This window comes from Deinococcus cellulosilyticus NBRC 106333 = KACC 11606, assembly GCF_007990775.1.
GTDB classification, from domain to species: Bacteria; Deinococcota; Deinococci; order Deinococcales; family Deinococcaceae; genus Deinococcus_C; species Deinococcus_C cellulosilyticus.
In genome coordinates, this window is record NZ_BJXB01000026.1 from 14,712 (window position 1) to 31,366 (window position 16,655).

The following is a 16,655-nucleotide window of genomic DNA, read 5'->3' on the forward strand; positions in this document are numbered from 1 at the left end:
ACAGGTCTGAAGCATGTCATTCTGCTGAAATTTCTGATTGCCGACCACAAACAGAGCAGGCTCTGCCGTGTGCCAGACGCTCAATCTCCAGGTTCGCTCTGTCCCCTGTACACCCGGCAGACCGTCGCCCACACCACCAGGGTGCTTGGAAGGTACAGCCAGAGGGGAAGGTCCTGCTGAATCAAATGAATGTCCATGGGAGGCAACCCAAAGATGCCTTCCACAACATTGGTGAGCCACAGGAAAACCGGAGGAAGGGTCCAGAACAGCGCCAGAGCCAGCACCGCAGGCTGGATCAGGATCTTGATGCTGCTCAGGATGTTCATGGTGGTGATTACGCATCCGTTACAGCAATGGTTCCCGGGCCTTCAGATGATGTGAATTCCTGGCAACAGGGCTGCCATCTACAGTGAGCGTCCCATACCCTTCTGCCTTCTGCCTTCTGCCTTCTGCCTTCTGCCTTCTGCCCTTTCCTGTCCAGACCGGGTACAAAATGCAGCTTTTTTCATGGCCTGTGCGGGTTAGGATGAGGGTGTGAAGTCTTCCCCGGCATCTCCTCCCTCGATCTCTGCTGCCCGTTTTGCCGTCAACATGTTTTTTGCCCTGAACGGGATTGCCTTTGCCAACTGGGTGGTGCGCATTCCAGACATCAAGGCAGAATTGAAACTTCCTCCTGAAGTTCTGGGGGTTTCCCTGCTGGGAGGTGCGATTGGCTCCCTTTGCAGCATGGTGTTCGGGGGGTACCTGATGGCCCGGTTTGGCAGCAAACAGGTGACCACCCTTGCAGGCGTGCTCACATTTCTGTCCCTGATGCTGCCTGGGTATGCCACAAATGCCTGGACACTTTTTGCTGCGCTGTTCTTTTATGGGGCGTTCAATGGGCTCATGGACGTGTCCATGAATGATCAGGCGTCCATCAATGAAAAACAGCATGGTCGCAGCATCATGAGTTCCTTTCACGGGGTGTTCAGCCTTGGGGGCCTGATCGGGTCGCTGATTGGAGGGTGGCTTTCCAGCCTGCATGTCCCGGTCAGCCTGCACCTGACCAGCATAGGATTGGTGCTGGTGTTGTTGGTGCTGCTGTCCAGCCGATGGCTCATCCCGACCACCCCCCATCCTGAGGAGGCCCACACGGAACCTGTGTTCATCCGTCCTGCGCCCTCTTTGTGGATCATTGGCATCATGGCGTTCTGTGTGATGCTGGGTGAGGGGGGCATGGCCGACTGGAGCACTGTTTATCTGCGGGAAAACATTCAGGCCAGTGAAACCCAGAGTGCCATTGGTTATGGGGCATTTTCAGGGCTGATGATGCTGGGGCGCTTTCTGGGGGATGGTCTGATCAACCGTTTTGGGTCCCGCACCATTGTGGGCTGGGGTGGGGCAATCATGACCCTGGGTCTGGTGCTGGGATTAACCGTCAACACCCTGCCTGCGGTGATTGTGGGCTTTGCCTGTGTGGGGCTGGGGTGTTCTGCTCTTTTCCCCTGCTTCCTGTCCAGTGCCAGCCGAAACCCGGACATGCGGCCCGCGAGTGCCATCACTGCTGTGGCAACCATGGCCTATTTTGGTTTTCTGGTCGGACCTCCCCTGCTGGGGCTGGTGGCCGGACAGGTGGGCCTGCGGGCCGCACTGTTCATCATTGCTGCTGCAGGGCTTTTCATCCTGCTCAACCACCGCCGGGTTCAGGGCTGAAGGGTCTGAAGTTTTGCCAGCGCTTTTTCCCTGAGAACACCTGCACGGGTGTTGGCGATCCGTTTGAGGATGTAAATCGGGCACTCTTCGCGGTCAATCAGGTCTGAGATGATGGTTTCGCGGAGTTCGGGGTCGGCATCGTATTCCGTCAAATCCAGAATGCCATCGAAGTGCAGCTCAGGCAGGTCCCGGTTCTGGTCCATGAAGCGCCTGAACACCCGGTAGCGGTAGTGTTTGGGGTCGGGGTTGATGTGTTTTTCGTCCAGGTACTCCTGGGCGATCTGTTCCAGGATCGGGGTGCTGATCAGGCCAATGTTCAGCCAGTCCTCGGTGAATTCCAGTTCAAACACGATTTTTGAAAGCAGGTTGGAATCGATGGGGGCGCTCCTTTCAGCCATCAGGGCAGCAAGCCCTGACACAACTAAGGCCGGGGTGGGTTGCAGGGGGTTTTCCGCTGCTGTTGATGTTCAGTTTAACATGGTCTTTTTTCAGCGGACATTCAAAACTCACCCGGTCTATTGATTCCTGTCTAAAGGACTGGACAGTCCTTTAGACTGAGGGAAGCGAATCGGAAGGTCAGGACAGGTGAATGACGTGTTGCTCTTTTTGCAAGGATCAAGAAACAGCTTACCTCCATCACCCTGCTTCTGATATGCTATGGGCGTAATGGTGGATCTCGGCGAACAACTTCACGTCACAGGCAAGGCATTGAAAGTGCGCTTCCGCGCAGAAACAGGCTTCACCATCCTCAGCGCGGACATTCAGAACCAGCAGGCCCGCGATGTCGATGCCACCCTGGTGGGCATGATGCCGCCCATCGACGCCGGAGACCCCTTTGAAGCAGAATTGATTGTTCAGGAGCACCCGGAGTACGGCTACCAGTACAAGGTGGTCAACCTGTTTTTGAAGGACGACACTGCAGACATGACCGAAGAAGGCATTGCCGCCTATCTGGAGGCCAAGGTGTCTGGGGTGGGTCCCAAACTCTCCAAGCGCATTGTGGATTTTTTCGGTCAGCAGACCTTCGAGGTCATTGAACTTGAACCCGAGAAGTTGCTGCAGGTTCCTGGGGTCACCCGTTCCACCATCATGAAGGTGCAGGCGTCCTGGGACGAGCGGCACGGGGAGCGCAAACTGATCACCGGGCTGCAATCCATGGGCCTGAGCATCTCGCAGGCGCAGAGGGCCATCAAGCAGTTTGGCAGCATGGCCCTGGAAGTCCTCAAGAATGACATCTATGCCCTTACAGAGGTGGAGGGTCTGGGTTTTCAGACTGCAGACCGTCTTGCGCTGGAAAAAGGCATGGTTCCCACCGATCCCAGACGCCTGATGGCTGCAGCAGTGTACGCCATGCAGCAGGCGATGCAGCAGGCAGGACACACCTATCTGCCAAAACAACGGGCCGTGCGGGGCCTGAAATATTACACCGGAATCAGCGACAAACTGGCAGAAACCTCCCTGCAAGAAGCCCTGGATGCCGGGCGCATCATGCAGGAAGGTGAGCGGATTTACCTTCCCAATGCCCTGAAAAACGAAAAGGCCCTGGCAGAGGTGATTTCTGAACTGCTGTCTGAGCCTCCAGAAGCCCCCTGGCGTGTCCCCACCAAGGCCGTCAAAGACCTCAGTGAAGAACAGGCCCGGGTGCTGGACCTGCTGACGGATCACCGTCTGGTGGTGCTCTCCGGAGGTCCCGGCACCGGCAAAAGCTACACCACCCGCAAAGTGGTGGAACTCGCTGAAAACCTGGGCCTGGAGGTGGGCTTGTGTGCCCCCACAGGCAAGGCGGCCCGCAGGTTGATGGAGATGACCCTGCACCCGGCCAGCACCATCCACAGGCTGCTGAGTTATGGCCCAGAGGGGTTCCGTTTCGGGCAACTGGAGCCTCTTCCTTACGACCTGATCATTGTGGACGAGGTGTCCATGTGCGGAGATGGCCTGATGCTGGCCCTGCTCACCGCAGTGGCCCCGGGCGCACGCATTCTGCTGGTCGGGGATGCAGACCAGTTGCCTCCGGTGGATTATGGGATGCCCCTCTCCACCCTCACGCAGGTGGCTCCCACGGTGTGGCTCACACAGATTTACCGTCAGGCACAGGACAGTCCGATCATCCGGGCGGCCCACCAGATCAAGAACGGTCAGGTGCCCGACTTTGCCTACCGGGAATTCAGGCACATCCCCGTGGAGAGCGACACCGGAGCCAGACGTGTGGCCCTCCTGGTGGACTCTCTGGGAGGCCCCAGAAAAGTGCAGGTGCTGACCCCCATGAAGAAAGGACCGCTTGGGGTGGTGGCCCTCAATCAGGCCTTGCAATCCATGTTCAATCCTGGCTCTGAAGGGACAAGGGTCGGAGAATACCTGCTCAGGGTCGGGGACATCGTGGTGCAGACCAAAAACGATTACCAGAATGAGGTTTTCAACGGCACGCTCGGTCTGGTGATCCGCGAGGGAAGCGGCAAGGTCCAGATTGATTTTGAAGGCAATGTGGTGGAGATGTCCGGCGCAGAAATCTACCACCTGCATCTGGGTTATGCGCTTACGGTGCACCGCTCACAGGGCAGTGAGTGGGACACGGTGGTCAGCGTGCTGCACGACACCCACTACAACATGCTCTCCAGAGAACTGGCCTACACCGCTGTCACCCGTGCAAAAAACACTTTTGTGGCCGTGGGAACGGAAAACGCCTGGTCCATTGCCTCCACCCGCAGACGTGAAGTCCGTTACTCCGGCCTGCTGGACCGCATCAAAAAAATCCTCGGGTGAAGTTCACCCGAGGCTGAAGTTTTTGCACACTGCTTTTACCTGGGAATCTGCAGTTTCTGGCCCACCCGGATCAGGTTGGGGTCAGAGATGCCGTTGGCCCGGGCAATTTTCATGTAGCTTTCCTTGCTGGCATCCCCATAGAAACGCTCAGCAATTTCAGAGAGGGTGTCTCCAGCTTTGACGGTGTACCACTCATCAGGCTGGTTGACATAACCCTGCTGGGGTTTGCTCTGCTTGCTGCTGGCCTGGGCTTCCTGGTACTTCTGTTTGGCCTGCTCCACAATCTTCAGGTCAGAAGTGTCCACACTGGCCACCCCTGAAGTACCACGGGCGATTTTTTCTGCGAGGTTGAATTCGTGCTGGCTGTCCACAGCACCACGCAAAATCACACTTCTGCCGCTCTGCAGCACGTCAATGGGATCATCTTTCAGTTCCACATTGGCTTCCAGATTGCGCAATACAGCTTTGGCAAGCTGGCTGTTCTGAATGTCCTGCTGCAGGTCATCGATGTCAGGAATGTTCTGCTGGGATGCGGTCTGGGGGGTGGCCTGCTGCTGGTTTGCTGCAGGACGGGAAACCGTCTGGCTTGCGCGCTGCTCGGTGGCATGCACGGTCTGTCTGGCCCGCACCTGGGAAACATCCACCTGCTTCACACCTTTGATGCCTTCAGCAACCACCTCAATCAATCGGTGATAATTTTCGTTGGGCACTTCACCGGAGATGGTGACATTGCCTCCACGTTCTTCCACATTCAGGTTGATGTTCTCGAGTCGGGGGGTCTGACGCAGGGCATCTTTCACCCGATCAGCAGTGCTTTTTCCAAATGGCCACATAAAAACCTCCTTCAATACAGGTCTTTTCCAGCTTAAAAAGGAGGTCCGTGAGGATGCACAGAGAAGGGTGTAGGTTTTTTTAACCTCAGAGCTGAATGGTGCTCTGAGGTGCAAACTTCAGGAGCGGTGGTGAATCGGAGGGGTGTCGAGTTCCAGACCTGCAGTGTTCAGGAGGTCGGTGACCTCAAAGATTTTGATCCTTGGCAGCAGGCACTTCCAGCCGTAAGTGTCATCGTTTTTGTGGTGCAGCACCAGGATCATGTGGTTTCCCTGGCGGGCCAGTTCATCCAGAATGGACTGAATGAGCACATGGGGATGTTCCCGCAGGCTGGTTTTCAATTCTTCTTCCTGCAGGGTGCACAGGAACCTGCGCCCGGCGACCAGCAGTTCTGCAGCCTGAAATCCAGAAGCTCCAGCGCCAAATTCGCTGGTGAGGTCTGAAATCTGGCGAATCTGGAACATCAGCGCATCGGTGGCCTGGTAAACGTGGTGGGTGGGCAGGTGGTCGTGTTTCATGGGACCGTCCTTCCTTACAGGGCAGTGCGGTGGGAACCGCTGGGCTGGTCCTGGCTGCCAGGGTCCCGTTCCAGCAGGCCCAGCAGTTGCTCCATCGATTCCAGTGTAGCCTTCTTCAGGGCTTCTTTGCGAGAGGCATGCACCATCTTGGCGAGTGCAGGTCCCATCAGGGAAAGCTCATGCCGGAACATCACCTGATCGCCGTCCTGTTTCCATTCCCGCTTGACCAGCAGTTCCACCCCCATGCCCAGTGGAAAGGACAGCACAATGGTTTGCAGCATGTCGCAGGACAGGATGGTGAACCGGGATGTTGTGCCATCTTTGTGGTTGATGGTCCCGCTGTTTCCCTGCCTGAACGGTCCAGACAGTTCGGCACTCTGGACGGTGCTGTCCCAGCGAGGCCAGTGTTTGGGGTTGATCCAGAGTTGCCAGATGGTCTGGGCGGATGCGCTGGTTTTGGCAGAGAAACTGCAGATGTGCATGGTTGACCTTCCTGTTCTGTGGAGCTTTGCATTCAGTTTAGAAGTCACTTTCTTTCGTGTTTATTACTGGGCTTAGGTTTTAATTACGGTCTGGTTACACAAAAAACATAGTTCTTTACAATAACAAAAGTGGATGTAAAACAATTTAATCTGACAGCTTTCCAGCGTTCAGTCAGGGTGTCCTTCCTGATCCATTCCAAAAGCAAGCATCCGCAGATTGTGTCTCCGACACACGGTCTTTTGCAGGCAGCACCCTGATCAGGGAGGCTCGATGGGGCACTTCTCTCCTTGAACCCAGTACAAGGGCTCATCTGAACCTTTTCGGCTTCCCTTTCCGTATCTCCCACAGAAAGGAGGAAGTGCTCTTGAAAAGACTTCCACTCATGGTTCTGCTGTCTGGCATGGGCTTTGCATCACCGTTGCAATACACCATCACCGGCCAGCCTGCTGCAAACTTCAATTTTCGGGTCACCCTGATCCCCGTGCCAGGAAGCACCAGCAAAGTGCAGGCAGACCTCAAATTTGATCCCACGGATCTGCAAAAGGTCACTGGAAGTGTGCGGGTGGACCTGCGCCATCTGGACACAGGAATCTCCCTGCGCGATGACCATGCCCGCAACTTTCTGGAGGTCGCCAGTCACCCCAGAGCGGAATTCAAGATCTCCAGAATCACTGGCATCAAAAAACTCATCTCGGGGCAGGAATTGCAGGGCTTTGCAGAAGGCAGTTTTCTGCTCAAAGGCATCCTGCGTCCCCTGAAGGCCCCCATCAAAATCCGTTTTGACGGCAAGACCGTGCAGGTGAGCACCCACTTCGATGTGGTGCTGAAAGACCACGGCATCCAGGTTCCCGGCGCAGATGACGCCACCGATGTGATGGTCATGTTCAACCTCAAACCCCGATAAACCACCCCACAAATCAAAGATTGACTCTCCCCTTCCCCAGAAGGGGCAGGCCAACACGTGTCAAGAAAGGCATCCCCATGAAAAACACCCTGAAAATCCTTTTTGCCCTCAGCCTCTCCACCCTCGCCCTCCCCGCTGTGGTCTACGCCCAGAACGGCATGAAGCAGACTGAAATGAAACAGGGCACCATGATGCAGGAACAGCTCACCTTCAAGAGCCTCCATGCCCCCACCCAGGGAAGGGTGTCCTTCCAGAAAAACCCCGATGGCACCTCCACCCTGATGATCAAAGGCCTGAAAACGGAAGCTGCCCCCGACCTCAAAGTGTGGCTTTACAAAAAAGCCGTTCAGGACGCAGCAGACATCAAGAAGGCCAGCGGACAATACGTGGTGGTCGGAGGCCTGAAAACCTTCTCAGGGAACTTCTCCTTCAAACTTCCCAAAAGCGTGAAACCCGACGACTTCCAGAGTGTGGTGTTGTGGTGCGATCTGGTGTCCACTGCGTTCGGGGTGGCGAATCTGCGGTAGATCCCCCCTGCCTGACGCTTCAGGCTGTCCCCCCGACAAAGTTGGGGGGACAGTTTCGAGTGAAACGAGAAACAGGGGGCTGATCCTATGCCGTCAGCACCATTGGCTGCCCCCTGGTGATCACCACCGTATGCTCGTAGTGGGCACTGAGGCTTCCATCGGTGGTGGAAAGGGTCCAACCGTCCCTGAGTGTTTTGACGCGACCCCTTTTGCCTGCGCTGATCAGGGGCTCAATGGCGAGCACCAGACCTTCGTGCAGGGGGTAACGGTCTCGGGGGTGGTAGTAGTTCAGCACCGAGGGTTCCTCGTGAATGGTTCTGCCCACACTGTGCCCGGAAAGCTCCCGCAGGACAGTGAATCCTCTGGCCGTGACTTCACGCTCGATGGCCTGCCCGATCACATGGATGGGTTTTCCAGCCGTGGCAACTTTCATGGCGGCCTGGAAAGCGGCTTCTGCACAGGCAATCAATTTGAGGGCCTGGGGGGAAGCGGGAGGGACAGCCACGGTGATGGCGGCATCTGCAATGTAGCCATCGACAATGGGGGTGACATCCAGTTTGACAACATCTCCAGCCTGCAGAGGTCGAGTGGTGGGGAGGCCATGCACAACATCTTCATTCACGCTGATGAAGGCATGCACTGGAGCACCATACACCTGCCTGGGTGCAGAAATGGCCCCATACTTCTGGAAGACCTGCCCGCACAGTTCGTTGAGTTCGGCGGGGGTCACCCCGGGCTCTATGGCCTCTTTCATGACCCTGAGGGCCTCTGCAACCACCTTGCCTGCGTGCTGCATTCCCTGCAGGTCGTGTTCTGAATCAATGGACATTGGGTGCACTCCTTTGAACTTTTACGGGGGTCTGTTTCGTATCTTCTGAATAAGGAGATTGGATGCTCACCTTCCCTGCCCGTACACTGATGAAGATGCCTACACCCATTTCAGACGCTGAGCTCATTGTACGGTTTGAGAAGCGGGATGAAAGTGCGCTTTCAGAATTGTACGACCGGTATGTGAATGCCGCATATGGTCTGGCCCTCAGGACCCTTGAGGACCAGGACGCTGCCCAGGAAGTGGTGCAGGATGCTTTTCTGAAAATCTGGAACCAGCCCAGAAGCTTTGATCCCTCCAGGGCCAGCTTTGCTGCCTTTTTCATGACCATGGTGCGCAATCTGGCCATTGACACCCTGCGCAAACGCAAGTACGAGGGAGACATCTACAACGAGGAAGGCGAACTCCTGCCTTTTGAGGACCAGAACCTGTCTCTGCAGGAACGTGCAGAACTGGGTGCCCTCGGAGACAGGGTCAGGCATGCACTGTCCCAGTTGAGTGCTGCCCACAGGGAAACCGTCGAGCGAGCCTACTTCAAAGGAGAGTCCAGAGAGGAAATCGCGCTGGCCATGGGGGTTCCGGTGGGCACCGTGAAAAGCCGCCTGAAATACGCCCTGGACCGCCTGAAAGACCACCTGAAAGGAATTGCGGATGAAGTGTGAGGATGCCCAGCTGAGAATCTCCGATTTGCTGTCGCAGGGCCGTGCTGCAGACAGTGATCCGGAGGTGCTTGCTCACCTTGAATCCTGTCCAGAGTGTCAGATCTACGCACAGGACCTCTCGGAAGTGATGATGGGGTTGCTTCACGTTGAACCTGTTGAAGCCCCTTCTGGCCTCAAAGACCGCATTTTCTCGAAGTTGCATGGCGGCCTCAGCTGTGAACAGGCCCAGACCCTGGTGGTGGACCGCATCACGGGGGGCATCGAAACCAGCGATGAGACGGCTCTGCAGCAGCACCTTGATGAATGCCAGGGTTGCCAGGATTATGCACAGGACATGGATCTGGTGGTCACAGCCCTTCCACACAGTGCCCCTGACCTGAGGCCTCCTCCAGACTTGAAAAATCAGGTGCTGAAACAGGTCCGTGAAGGCAGTTCCAGAAAACCGTCACGGCAGTTGCAATGGTGGGGTCTGGGTCTGGCCGCCACGGTCACAGGTGTGCTGTGGGCCGGAGGTCTGCTTTCCCCCTCGGCCAGTGCAGGACTTGCTCCTGACCCCAGTGTGGTGGTCAGTGCAGGGGAAACGGTGGTGTTTGCCAACAGCAGCAAAGACGCTGCACCAATTGTGATCCTCAACCAGGACGGCAAAGCCACTGGCCTGAAACTTCAGATGGATGAGGTTCCCTATTTTACCGAGGGGGTGGCAGCGGGGCCTCGCGTTTATCTGCTGGACACTGCAAACCAGCATTTGATCGTGGTGAATCTGGAATCCCGTCGGGTGGAACGCACCCACAAGGTGCACGCAGGGGCAAGTGGCCTCAGTGTGCGAAATGGGCAGATTTTCGTGAAGTGTGCCCTCAGCGGGTTTCTGACCTCCATCCGGGAAGACGGATTTGTCACCGAAATCAAACTGGCTGCCACCCGTGAAATTCCCAGAGAGGAATTCATGGATGCGGTGCTGCAAAAAGACAACCTGCTGCTGGTCACCCACCACATGCGCGGCAAGGTCTTTCTGGTGAACCCGGACACCCTGCAGGTGCACAACACCCTGGATGTGGGAGGTGAACCCGTGGCCCTCAGCCCTTATGGTGACCGTGTGCTGGTGCTGGACCACGCAGGAAGGCTGCTGGAACTCACGGGCAACAAGATCACCCGTGAACTTGCACTGGAAGGGCACCCAGACAAGATGACCATTGCCAGTGGTCAGGCCTACCTCTCAGACCGTTCAGGACAGGTGAGCAAGGTGGATCTGGTCCAGTGGAAGGTGGTCAAAACCGCACAGTTCGGGACCCCCATGGACATTGAAACCATGCCTGGAGGAAAACTGCTCCTGGCAGATGCCAGACAGGGCATCAACATGCTGGACAGCAACCTGCAGGTGATGGAACAGGTGGAGTGATGCAAGTTCACAGTTGACAGTTCACAGCACCCAGCAAGAACTGTTTTCCCAGAACGCAACAGTTTCATCGATATCATTTTCGATCTTGCACCAAAAAAGAGGCAACATTTCAACAGGGCTGCATCCTCAGTCAGGTGTGCAGCCCACCTTGATGACTTCTGACTCAGTGGGTCTGGCCCGTGTACAGCGGATCAGCGATGGGGATGCTGACGGTCCAGCCACTCATTTCCTGCAGCAGGGCCTCCACATCCTGTGGGTTGAAGTTGGGCTGGCGGTCACCCACCACCAGGCCTGGAAGCTCACGCACCATGCTTTTGCGCATTCTGTACTGGTTTTCTTTGACAAAAGCCTGCGCGGCACGAGAACGGGTGCAGCCCTGAAGGGTGGAGAGCTGTTCTCCCTTCAGGTTCTGGTACAGTCGTCGGTATTTTGAGGCATTCCAGTGCTGCTCTGGACGGGCATAGAGGGAGTCCACGAAAGTGCTGGCAAGCGCAGAATCGTGTTTTTGCAGGCAATACAGAAAACGGCTCCCTGCCTCGCTGTCTTTCCCCAGAATGCCCACATCCACGTAATAATAAACAGCCCTCCCGGAACGCACATGCTGCTCGATGGCCTCTCTGTACACTTTCTGGTGCAAGGCCTGGCATGCTTTGCAGTTGAAGTCTCCAAACTCAACGATCACAATGTTGCTTTCTTTGTTTCCCCACATGGGGGAACGGCTGAGAAAGGCATCTCTGGCAGCCTCCCTCTGTTCATCAAGGGCCACAGAGTACACGCCTGCCGTTCCACCCATCGCCATCATCAGCACCAGTGAAAAAAACAGTCCAAACCAGCTTGAATGCCTCAGGTTCCACAATCCACTTGCAAAGCTCAACACGTTTTCATGTTAAGGGAAAGGAGGGTTTTCTGGATGGGCCATAATATACATTCCAGAAGAACACAACATCCGCAATTGAGCCAGGAAGCCCAGAGACCTCAGAGGTCCAAAAAGGTGTCTCTGGTCAGTTGAATTGGACCATCAATGTGCACCACTGCCCGATTTTCTGCTGGGTGAGATTTTGGGTCCACTACAATAGTATGATGCTTACAGAAAAACGAACTGAAAGTCAGCCTTCAGTTCTGAAGAGGACCCCATGCGTTTACGACTTGACCCCTGGAGTGCAGACCAGCCGCAAATTCAGACCCTGGAACCCCAGACCAAGGCTTTCATTCACTTCATGGAAGGTCCGGACTGGGAAGCCATTCCCTGTACACCCATTCCAGAGAGCCTGGAGTACGTTTACATTGTGGACGGCACCCGTCAGCTTTATGCCAACGTCACCATTGAGGATGGGGACCGGATGGTGTTTGGAGGGCTGGGGGCTGTTGCCACAGGTGCGGTCGAGCTGCATCCCCATGGGCGTCGCCCGGCCCAACTGAACTACCTGGATTGTCAGCGGATTCTGGTGGCGGGCGGAGGGTATCAGGCACAGCCCCTCAGGCTTGCTGCCCTTGCTGGACAGTGCCCTGAATTGATCTTCACCCCCCACACCGAGCAACCCAATGAAATTCACACTCCCCTGAGCGGCCTGCAGCATCTCATGTTGACCATGGAACAACAGCTGTCCCACGACCTGAGTTCTGACATTGAAGAGGTGTCTGTTCAGCCCATTCAACTGAAAAGCCTGGTGTTTCAGGACGGCAGCCTGCGGCGAGACAACCCTGAGAAACTGGTGTTTGGCATTGTGAAAACCCAGTACACCCACTTTCTGCCCCCCACAGAGCAGAGGCTGCTCTCGCAGTTGAAACCAAAGGAACGCACCCCCATCTTCTACCTCAGGTATGAGGGCAAATCCTACGCCCGTTACTCGTGGTATGTGCGTCTGGCCGCCATGCCTCCCTACATGCAATCTTATGGGGGTCTGGTGCGGGTCGAGGCCTACGCCCCCAGCGAGCACGAGGACCTGCCCCCTGCCATCAAACTGGTTGCAGATTTTTCGGGTGAGTTGCTGTGCAGGCTTGCCAGCGAGTCTTTCAAGGACAGACGCGCTCCCCAGAACCTGATCCCCACAGGTGCCCTGGAGAAAGAACTGAAGCGCAGGCTGGGAGCAAAAGACATCATTGAGCGCCGCATCCGTCAGTTTCTGATGGAGGAATTTGCAGCAAACCAGCTGTTGTGAGCACAGGGTCCCCTCCCCCGGCTGGATGGTGCACTGTGTCTCAAACAAGGCAGGGTTTTCGAAAGAAAATCATGCATGAGCCTGCAAAAATACCTTGAGCGCATCGAATGCCAAGTGCGTCCACCCTCACTGGATCACCTTTCAGAGCTGCAGCAAAAACACCTGCAACACCTGCCCTTCGAGACCCTCAGCCTGCATCTGGGGCAGCCCATTGAACTGAACATTGATGCCCTGCTGGAAAAAATCCTTGATCGAAAAAGAGGCGGTTTCTGCTACGAGCTGAACAGTGCCTTTGCATGGCTGCTGAAAAGTCTCGGTTACGATGTGCGCCTGATCATGAGCCAGCCTTTCAAGGGTGATGGCACCCTGGCCCCTCCTTTCGCCCATCTGGCCCTGAAAGTGGTGCTGGATGGACAGGCTTATCTGGTGGATGTGGGCTTCAATGATGGCAGCGTGCATCCTTTCCCGATCCTGGAAGGACATGTTGAAAACGGATGCACCCTGCAAAAAGAAGGAGAGGTCTGGACCTACATCGATCTGGAACGTGAAAAGAACCTTTACGTCTTCACAGAGCAGGAACATCCCCTCGAGGATTTCTTTGAAATGTGCACTTACTACTCCAACTCTGCAGAATCTGGCTTCAGAAAGAAGATGTTCTGCGGGTTTCAGGTGCAGGGCCGCAAGGATTACCTGACCGACCACAAGTGGGTGGAGGGGTCCAGTGAGAGGCTTCTGGATGAACAGGAATTTGCCAGCAAGCTGCGGGACTTTTATGGTGTTCCCCTGGATGATGCGGAAATCCAGACCCTTTACGCAGCCTGTCTGCAACGTGCCCGCGAAGTTTCACCAGTGAATTGACCTCTCTTCCAGCTTCTGCCGGACATGGAGCACCCTTGGATGCAGGTGAGCATCCCTTTTGCTGACCAGATAAAGCTGGTTGGCCGGGGATCTTGACGGTGTGAACAGTTCAAGAAGGGTTCCAGCAGACAGATGCTCCTGCGCCAGATATCTGGGCAGCACAGTCACCCCACCTCCACTTGCCGCACTCAGGGCCAGAGCACGCAGGTCAGGGATCACCACACTCGCAGCAGCAACAGGGAGCACCCCGAACACCTGACGCCAGTATTTGCGGATCAGGGGCAAATCTTCTGCATACCCAAGCAGAGGCATCCCAGACAGGATTTCGATGGCCTGAGAAGCTTCATCTGGAATCTGTTCAGCCCATTTCGCTGCACCCACCAGAACCAGTTCTTCCTGATAAAGGGGGCTGCTCTGCAGGTCAGGTGTGCTGATTCGCGCTGTGGAAACCAGCAGATCCAGCGTTCCAGACTGCACCTCCTGCACCAGAACATCAGGGGTGCCCAGTTGCACCCGAATCTGGATGCTTTCTTCATGCAGGTCTACAAGTGCAGGAAGAATCCGTTCTCCCAGAAATTCAGGCGGACCTCCCAGGAAGACCGTTCCAGCAAGGCTTCTGTGCCCCACTTTCAGGGTGTCGGAGAGGGTCTCCAGCGCATCCAGATGCGAGGCAATCTTTCTGGCAAGTTCATGGGCTGCAGGCGTGGGAAGAACCCCTCTGGCAACCCGGACAAAAAGCTGGCGGTTCAGGCGGGCTTCAAGCTGTTTGATCTGCCGGGTCAGGGCAGGCTGGGTGAGGTGCAGGAATTCTGCTGCACGGGTCAGGGACCCAGCCCGGTAAATGGCCAGAAAAGAGCGCAGTTGATTCAGCTGATCCATAAAAAAAGTCATGAATATCATAGCAAGCCATCATTTGTTGATGGAAGGTCAGAGGCCTATAGTGAGGTCAAGCGAGCAAGGGTCTTCAGAAAAGCACCCTTCCCCATCCCAAAAAAACAGAGCCAAACGCATCAGGCCTGCCCTGGTGGCGTTGTGTTCTGTCCAGAGGAGATTCTGATGTCAAAACGCATTCTGTTCGTGCTCACCAGCCATGACGACCTTGCAGGCCTTCGCAAAACAGGGTTTTATGTTTCCGAAGCCGCCCATCCTTTCCATGTCTTCAAGCAGCATGGATACCAGATCGACTTTGTGAGCCCTCTGGGAGGCAAAGCACCCATCAATGGCCTGAACCTTGAAGACCCCCAGCAGAAAGCCTTCATTGAAGACCCAGAAGTGGCCCAGAAGCTGAACGACACAATGACGCCCGATCAGGTGAATCCTGCAGATTACGAAGCGATTTTTTACGTGGGTGGCCACGGGACCATGTGGGACTTCAAGGACAACACCGAACTGGCCCGGATTGCTGCCAGCATTTACGAGCAGGGTGGCGTGGTTTCGGCAGTCTGCCATGGTCCCGCAGGCCTGGTGAACATTCGCCTCTCAGATGGTCAATCCCTTGTGGCAGGCAAAAACGTTGCTGCCTTCACCAATGCAGAAGAGGCTGCCCCAGGCCTCACCGGTGTGGTGCCCTTCCTGCTGGAAAGTGCGCTGATTGAGCGTGGAGCAAACCACATTCCTGCTCCCCTGTGGGCCAACAATGTGCAGGTTTCAGAACGTCTGGTCACAGGGCAGAATCCAGCCTCTGCAACGGGTGTGGCAGAGGCTGTGGTGAAGTTGCTTGAAAAACAACCTGCCCAGGTCTAAATTCCAGCTTTGACCATCAAAAAGAGGATCAGGACAGGTTTTCGCACACTCCCCTGTCCTGATCCTCTTTTGTGTTTTATGGGCTGTGCTTACAGGGCTTCAAACACCCCAGCGGCACCCATGCCTCCACCAATGCACATGGTCACCACGCCGTACTTGCCTCCACGGCGCTTCAGTTCGTGCAGGATGGTGGCGGTGAGTTTTGCACCAGAGCAACCCAGGGGGTGACCCAGCGCAATGGCTCCACCGTTCACGTTCAGTTTTTCTTCCGGGATGCCCAGTTCACGCACCACTGCGAGGGCCTGGGCCGCAAAAGCCTCGTTCAGCTCAAACAGGTCAATGTCGTCCATGGTCAGACCCACCTGCTGCAGCACTTTGGGCACAGCTTTGACAGGCCCGATGCCCATGTACTCGGGCTCCACGCCGCCCACCGCAAAGCCCAGGAAACGCCCGATGGGTTGCAGTCCGAGTTCATCGGCTTTCTCGCGGCTCATGATCAGGACCGCAGCAGCACCATCGCTGAAAGGGCTGGCATTGCCTGCAGTGACACTTCCACCCTGTTTGAAGGCGGGTTTCAGGCCTGCCATGCTTTCCAGGCTTCCATCTTTGCGGATCAGTTCGTCGTTCTCAAACAGGACCGTTTCACTGACCACTTTGGTTCCCTTGTATTTGTCCACCCGGACAGGCACAGGCACCACTTCGTCTTTGAACTTGCCCTCTTCCTGGGCTTTTGCAGCTTTCTGGTGGCTGGCCAGAGCAAACCTGTCCTGGTCCTCACGGCTGATGCCGTATTTTGCAGCAATGTTTTCTGCAGTCAGACCCATGCCGATGTATGCACCAGGACGGGTGTCCATCAGGGTGGGGTTGGGGCTGGGGTTGTGTCCACTCATGGGCACCATGCTCATGGATTCCACGCCTCCGGCCAGCATCACATCGGCCTGACCGGTCTGGATCGCAGCACCCGCCATGGCAATGGTCTGCAGCCCAGAAGAGCAGAACCGGTTGATGGTCACTCCACCCGTGGTGTCAGGAAAACCTGCACGCAGGGCGGCCAGACGGGCAATGTTCAGGCCCTGCTCGGCTTCGGGAATGGCACACCCGAGATACACATCTTCCACCAGGGCTTTGTCGATTCCGGCACGCTTGACGGCTTCCTCCAGAGCGAGGGCAGCCAGATCATCTGGGCGGGTGTTGGCCAAGGTTCCTTTGATTCCTCTTCCTACCGGAGTCCGGACGGCACTCACGATCACAGCTTCGCGCATAATGCTTCTCCTTCTCAGGGCTGATGCCTGA

18 protein-coding genes are annotated in these 16,655 nt (G+C 56.0%); 9 read left to right on the top strand and 9 right to left on the bottom strand.

Annotation, left to right across the window (positions count from 1 at the left end):
- Positions 1-80: 80 nt before the first annotated feature.
- Positions 81-326 (bottom strand): hypothetical protein, encoded by a 246-nt coding sequence (locus tag DC3_RS22470; protein WP_146888561.1) that lies wholly within the window; start codon positions 324-326, stop codon positions 81-83.
- A 208-nt stretch (positions 327-534) separates the two neighbouring features.
- On the opposite strand from DC3_RS22470, the gene DC3_RS22475 reads away from it, so the two are divergent.
- Positions 535-1,692, top strand: coding sequence for an MFS transporter (locus DC3_RS22475; protein WP_146888564.1), 1,158 nt, complete (start codon positions 535-537; stop codon positions 1,690-1,692).
- Here DC3_RS22475 and DC3_RS22480 read toward each other — a convergent pair.
- Positions 1,683-2,090, bottom strand: a complete 408-nt coding sequence (locus DC3_RS22480; RefSeq protein WP_146888567.1) for a hypothetical protein — start codon at positions 2,088-2,090, stop codon at positions 1,683-1,685. The genes DC3_RS22475 and DC3_RS22480 overlap by 10 nt on opposite strands.
- A 268-nt stretch (positions 2,091-2,358) precedes the next feature.
- On the opposite strand from DC3_RS22480, the gene recD2 reads away from it, so the two are divergent.
- Complete coding sequence (gene recD2, locus DC3_RS22485) at positions 2,359-4,452, top strand: SF1B family DNA helicase RecD2 (RefSeq protein WP_146888570.1); 2,094 nt, start codon at positions 2,359-2,361, stop codon at positions 4,450-4,452.
- Positions 4,453-4,487: 35 nt separating this feature from the next.
- On the opposite strand, the gene DC3_RS30015 is transcribed toward recD2, so the two are convergent.
- From DC3_RS30015 to DC3_RS22500, 3 genes are all read right to left on the bottom strand, one after another.
- Complete coding sequence (locus DC3_RS30015; protein ID WP_146888573.1) at positions 4,488-5,285, bottom strand: BON domain-containing protein; 798 nt, start codon at positions 5,283-5,285, stop codon at positions 4,488-4,490.
- Between the two features lie 117 nt (positions 5,286-5,402).
- Complete coding sequence (locus DC3_RS22495; RefSeq protein ID WP_146888576.1) at positions 5,403-5,801, bottom strand: hypothetical protein; 399 nt, start codon at positions 5,799-5,801, stop codon at positions 5,403-5,405.
- A gap of 14 nt (positions 5,802-5,815) precedes the next feature.
- Positions 5,816-6,283: an SRPBCC family protein gene (locus DC3_RS22500; protein WP_146888579.1), complete on the bottom strand. Its 468-nt coding sequence runs from the start codon at positions 6,281-6,283 to the stop codon at positions 5,816-5,818.
- Positions 6,284-6,648: 365 nt separating this feature from the next.
- Between DC3_RS22500 and DC3_RS22505 the strand changes: the two genes are divergently transcribed.
- Positions 6,649-7,188: a YceI family protein gene (locus DC3_RS22505; protein WP_146888581.1), complete on the top strand. Its 540-nt coding sequence runs from the start codon at positions 6,649-6,651 to the stop codon at positions 7,186-7,188.
- A gap of 77 nt (positions 7,189-7,265) precedes the next feature.
- A complete protein-coding gene (locus DC3_RS22510) occupies positions 7,266-7,715 on the top strand; it encodes a DM13 domain-containing protein (RefSeq protein ID WP_146888583.1) in 450 nt (149 codons plus the stop codon).
- 85 nt (positions 7,716-7,800) lie between these two features.
- Here the strand turns inward: DC3_RS22510 and map are convergent, their stop codons facing one another.
- The gene (map, locus tag DC3_RS22515; protein ID WP_146888586.1) at positions 7,801-8,544 is read right to left on the bottom strand and encodes a type I methionyl aminopeptidase; all 744 of its coding nucleotides are present in this window, start codon (positions 8,542-8,544) and stop codon (positions 7,801-7,803) included.
- Between the two features lie 95 nt (positions 8,545-8,639).
- Between map and DC3_RS22520 the strand changes: the two genes are divergently transcribed.
- Both DC3_RS22520 and DC3_RS22525 read left to right on the top strand, forming a co-directional pair.
- Complete coding sequence (locus DC3_RS22520; RefSeq protein WP_186816193.1) at positions 8,640-9,206, top strand: RNA polymerase sigma factor; 567 nt, start codon at positions 8,640-8,642, stop codon at positions 9,204-9,206.
- Complete coding sequence (locus DC3_RS22525) at positions 9,196-10,602, top strand: zf-HC2 domain-containing protein (RefSeq protein ID WP_146888592.1); 1,407 nt, start codon at positions 9,196-9,198, stop codon at positions 10,600-10,602. The genes DC3_RS22520 and DC3_RS22525 overlap by 11 nt, the downstream gene beginning before the upstream one ends.
- A gap of 163 nt (positions 10,603-10,765) precedes the next feature.
- Here the strand turns inward: DC3_RS22525 and DC3_RS22530 are convergent, their stop codons facing one another.
- Complete coding sequence (locus DC3_RS22530) at positions 10,766-11,479, bottom strand: DsbA family protein (protein ID WP_146888595.1); 714 nt, start codon at positions 11,477-11,479, stop codon at positions 10,766-10,768.
- A gap of 256 nt (positions 11,480-11,735) precedes the next feature.
- Between DC3_RS22530 and DC3_RS22535 the strand changes: the two genes are divergently transcribed.
- Both DC3_RS22535 and DC3_RS22540 read left to right on the top strand, forming a co-directional pair.
- Positions 11,736-12,761 carry a DNA double-strand break repair nuclease NurA gene (locus DC3_RS22535; protein WP_146888598.1) on the top strand — a complete coding sequence of 342 codons (1,026 nt, stop codon included), beginning with the start codon at positions 11,736-11,738 and terminating at the stop codon, positions 12,759-12,761.
- Between the two features lie 75 nt (positions 12,762-12,836).
- Positions 12,837-13,619 (top strand): arylamine N-acetyltransferase family protein, encoded by a 783-nt coding sequence (locus tag DC3_RS22540; RefSeq protein ID WP_146888600.1) that lies wholly within the window; start codon positions 12,837-12,839, stop codon positions 13,617-13,619.
- Here the strand turns inward: DC3_RS22540 and DC3_RS22545 are convergent.
- Entirely contained in the window at positions 13,605-14,498 is an 894-nt protein-coding gene (locus DC3_RS22545) for a LysR family transcriptional regulator (RefSeq protein WP_146888603.1), read from the bottom strand. The two genes, DC3_RS22540 and DC3_RS22545, sit on opposite strands and share 15 nt — an antisense overlap.
- A gap of 177 nt (positions 14,499-14,675) precedes the next feature.
- Here DC3_RS22545 and DC3_RS22550 point away from each other — a divergent pair, with 177 nt between their 5' ends.
- On the top strand, positions 14,676-15,362 hold the full coding sequence (locus tag DC3_RS22550; protein ID WP_146888606.1) for a type 1 glutamine amidotransferase domain-containing protein: 687 nt from the start codon (positions 14,676-14,678) through the stop codon (positions 15,360-15,362).
- Positions 15,363-15,451: 89 nt separating this feature from the next.
- Here the strand turns inward: DC3_RS22550 and DC3_RS22555 are convergent, their stop codons facing one another.
- On the bottom strand, positions 15,452-16,624 hold the full coding sequence (locus DC3_RS22555; protein WP_146888609.1) for a thiolase family protein: 1,173 nt from the start codon (positions 16,622-16,624) through the stop codon (positions 15,452-15,454).
- Between the last annotated feature and the right edge of the window lie 31 nt (positions 16,625-16,655).

Bases quoted from the DNA above. Each gene is read 5' to 3' on its own strand.
- DC3_RS22495 (WP_146888576.1), bottom strand. From the start codon at position 5,801: ATGAAACACGACCACCTGCCCACCCACCACGTTTACCAGGCCACCGAT.
- recD2 (WP_146888570.1), top strand. From the start codon at position 2,359: ATGGTGGATCTCGGCGAACAACTTCACGTCACAGGCAAGGCATTGAAA.
- DC3_RS22510 (WP_146888583.1), top strand. From the start codon at position 7,266: ATGAAAAACACCCTGAAAATCCTTTTTGCCCTCAGCCTCTCCACCCTC.
- DC3_RS22525 (WP_146888592.1), top strand. From the start codon at position 9,196: ATGAAGTGTGAGGATGCCCAGCTGAGAATCTCCGATTTGCTGTCGCAG.
- DC3_RS22480 (WP_146888567.1), bottom strand. From the start codon at position 2,090: ATGGCTGAAAGGAGCGCCCCCATCGATTCCAACCTGCTTTCAAAAATC.
- DC3_RS22500 (WP_146888579.1), bottom strand. From the start codon at position 6,283: ATGCACATCTGCAGTTTCTCTGCCAAAACCAGCGCATCCGCCCAGACC.
- DC3_RS22470 (WP_146888561.1), bottom strand. From the start codon at position 326: ATGAACATCCTGAGCAGCATCAAGATCCTGATCCAGCCTGCGGTGCTG.
- map (WP_146888586.1), bottom strand. From the start codon at position 8,544: ATGTCCATTGATTCAGAACACGACCTGCAGGGAATGCAGCACGCAGGC.
- DC3_RS22540 (WP_146888600.1), top strand. From the start codon at position 12,837: ATGAGCCTGCAAAAATACCTTGAGCGCATCGAATGCCAAGTGCGTCCA.
- DC3_RS22555 (WP_146888609.1), bottom strand. From the start codon at position 16,624: ATGCGCGAAGCTGTGATCGTGAGTGCCGTCCGGACTCCGGTAGGAAGA.
- DC3_RS22520 (WP_186816193.1), top strand. From the start codon at position 8,640: ATGCCTACACCCATTTCAGACGCTGAGCTCATTGTACGGTTTGAGAAG.
- DC3_RS22535 (WP_146888598.1), top strand. From the start codon at position 11,736: ATGCGTTTACGACTTGACCCCTGGAGTGCAGACCAGCCGCAAATTCAG.
- DC3_RS22545 (WP_146888603.1), bottom strand. From the start codon at position 14,498: ATGGATCAGCTGAATCAACTGCGCTCTTTTCTGGCCATTTACCGGGCT.
- DC3_RS22550 (WP_146888606.1), top strand. From the start codon at position 14,676: ATGTCAAAACGCATTCTGTTCGTGCTCACCAGCCATGACGACCTTGCA.
- DC3_RS30015 (WP_146888573.1), bottom strand. From the start codon at position 5,285: ATGTGGCCATTTGGAAAAAGCACTGCTGATCGGGTGAAAGATGCCCTG.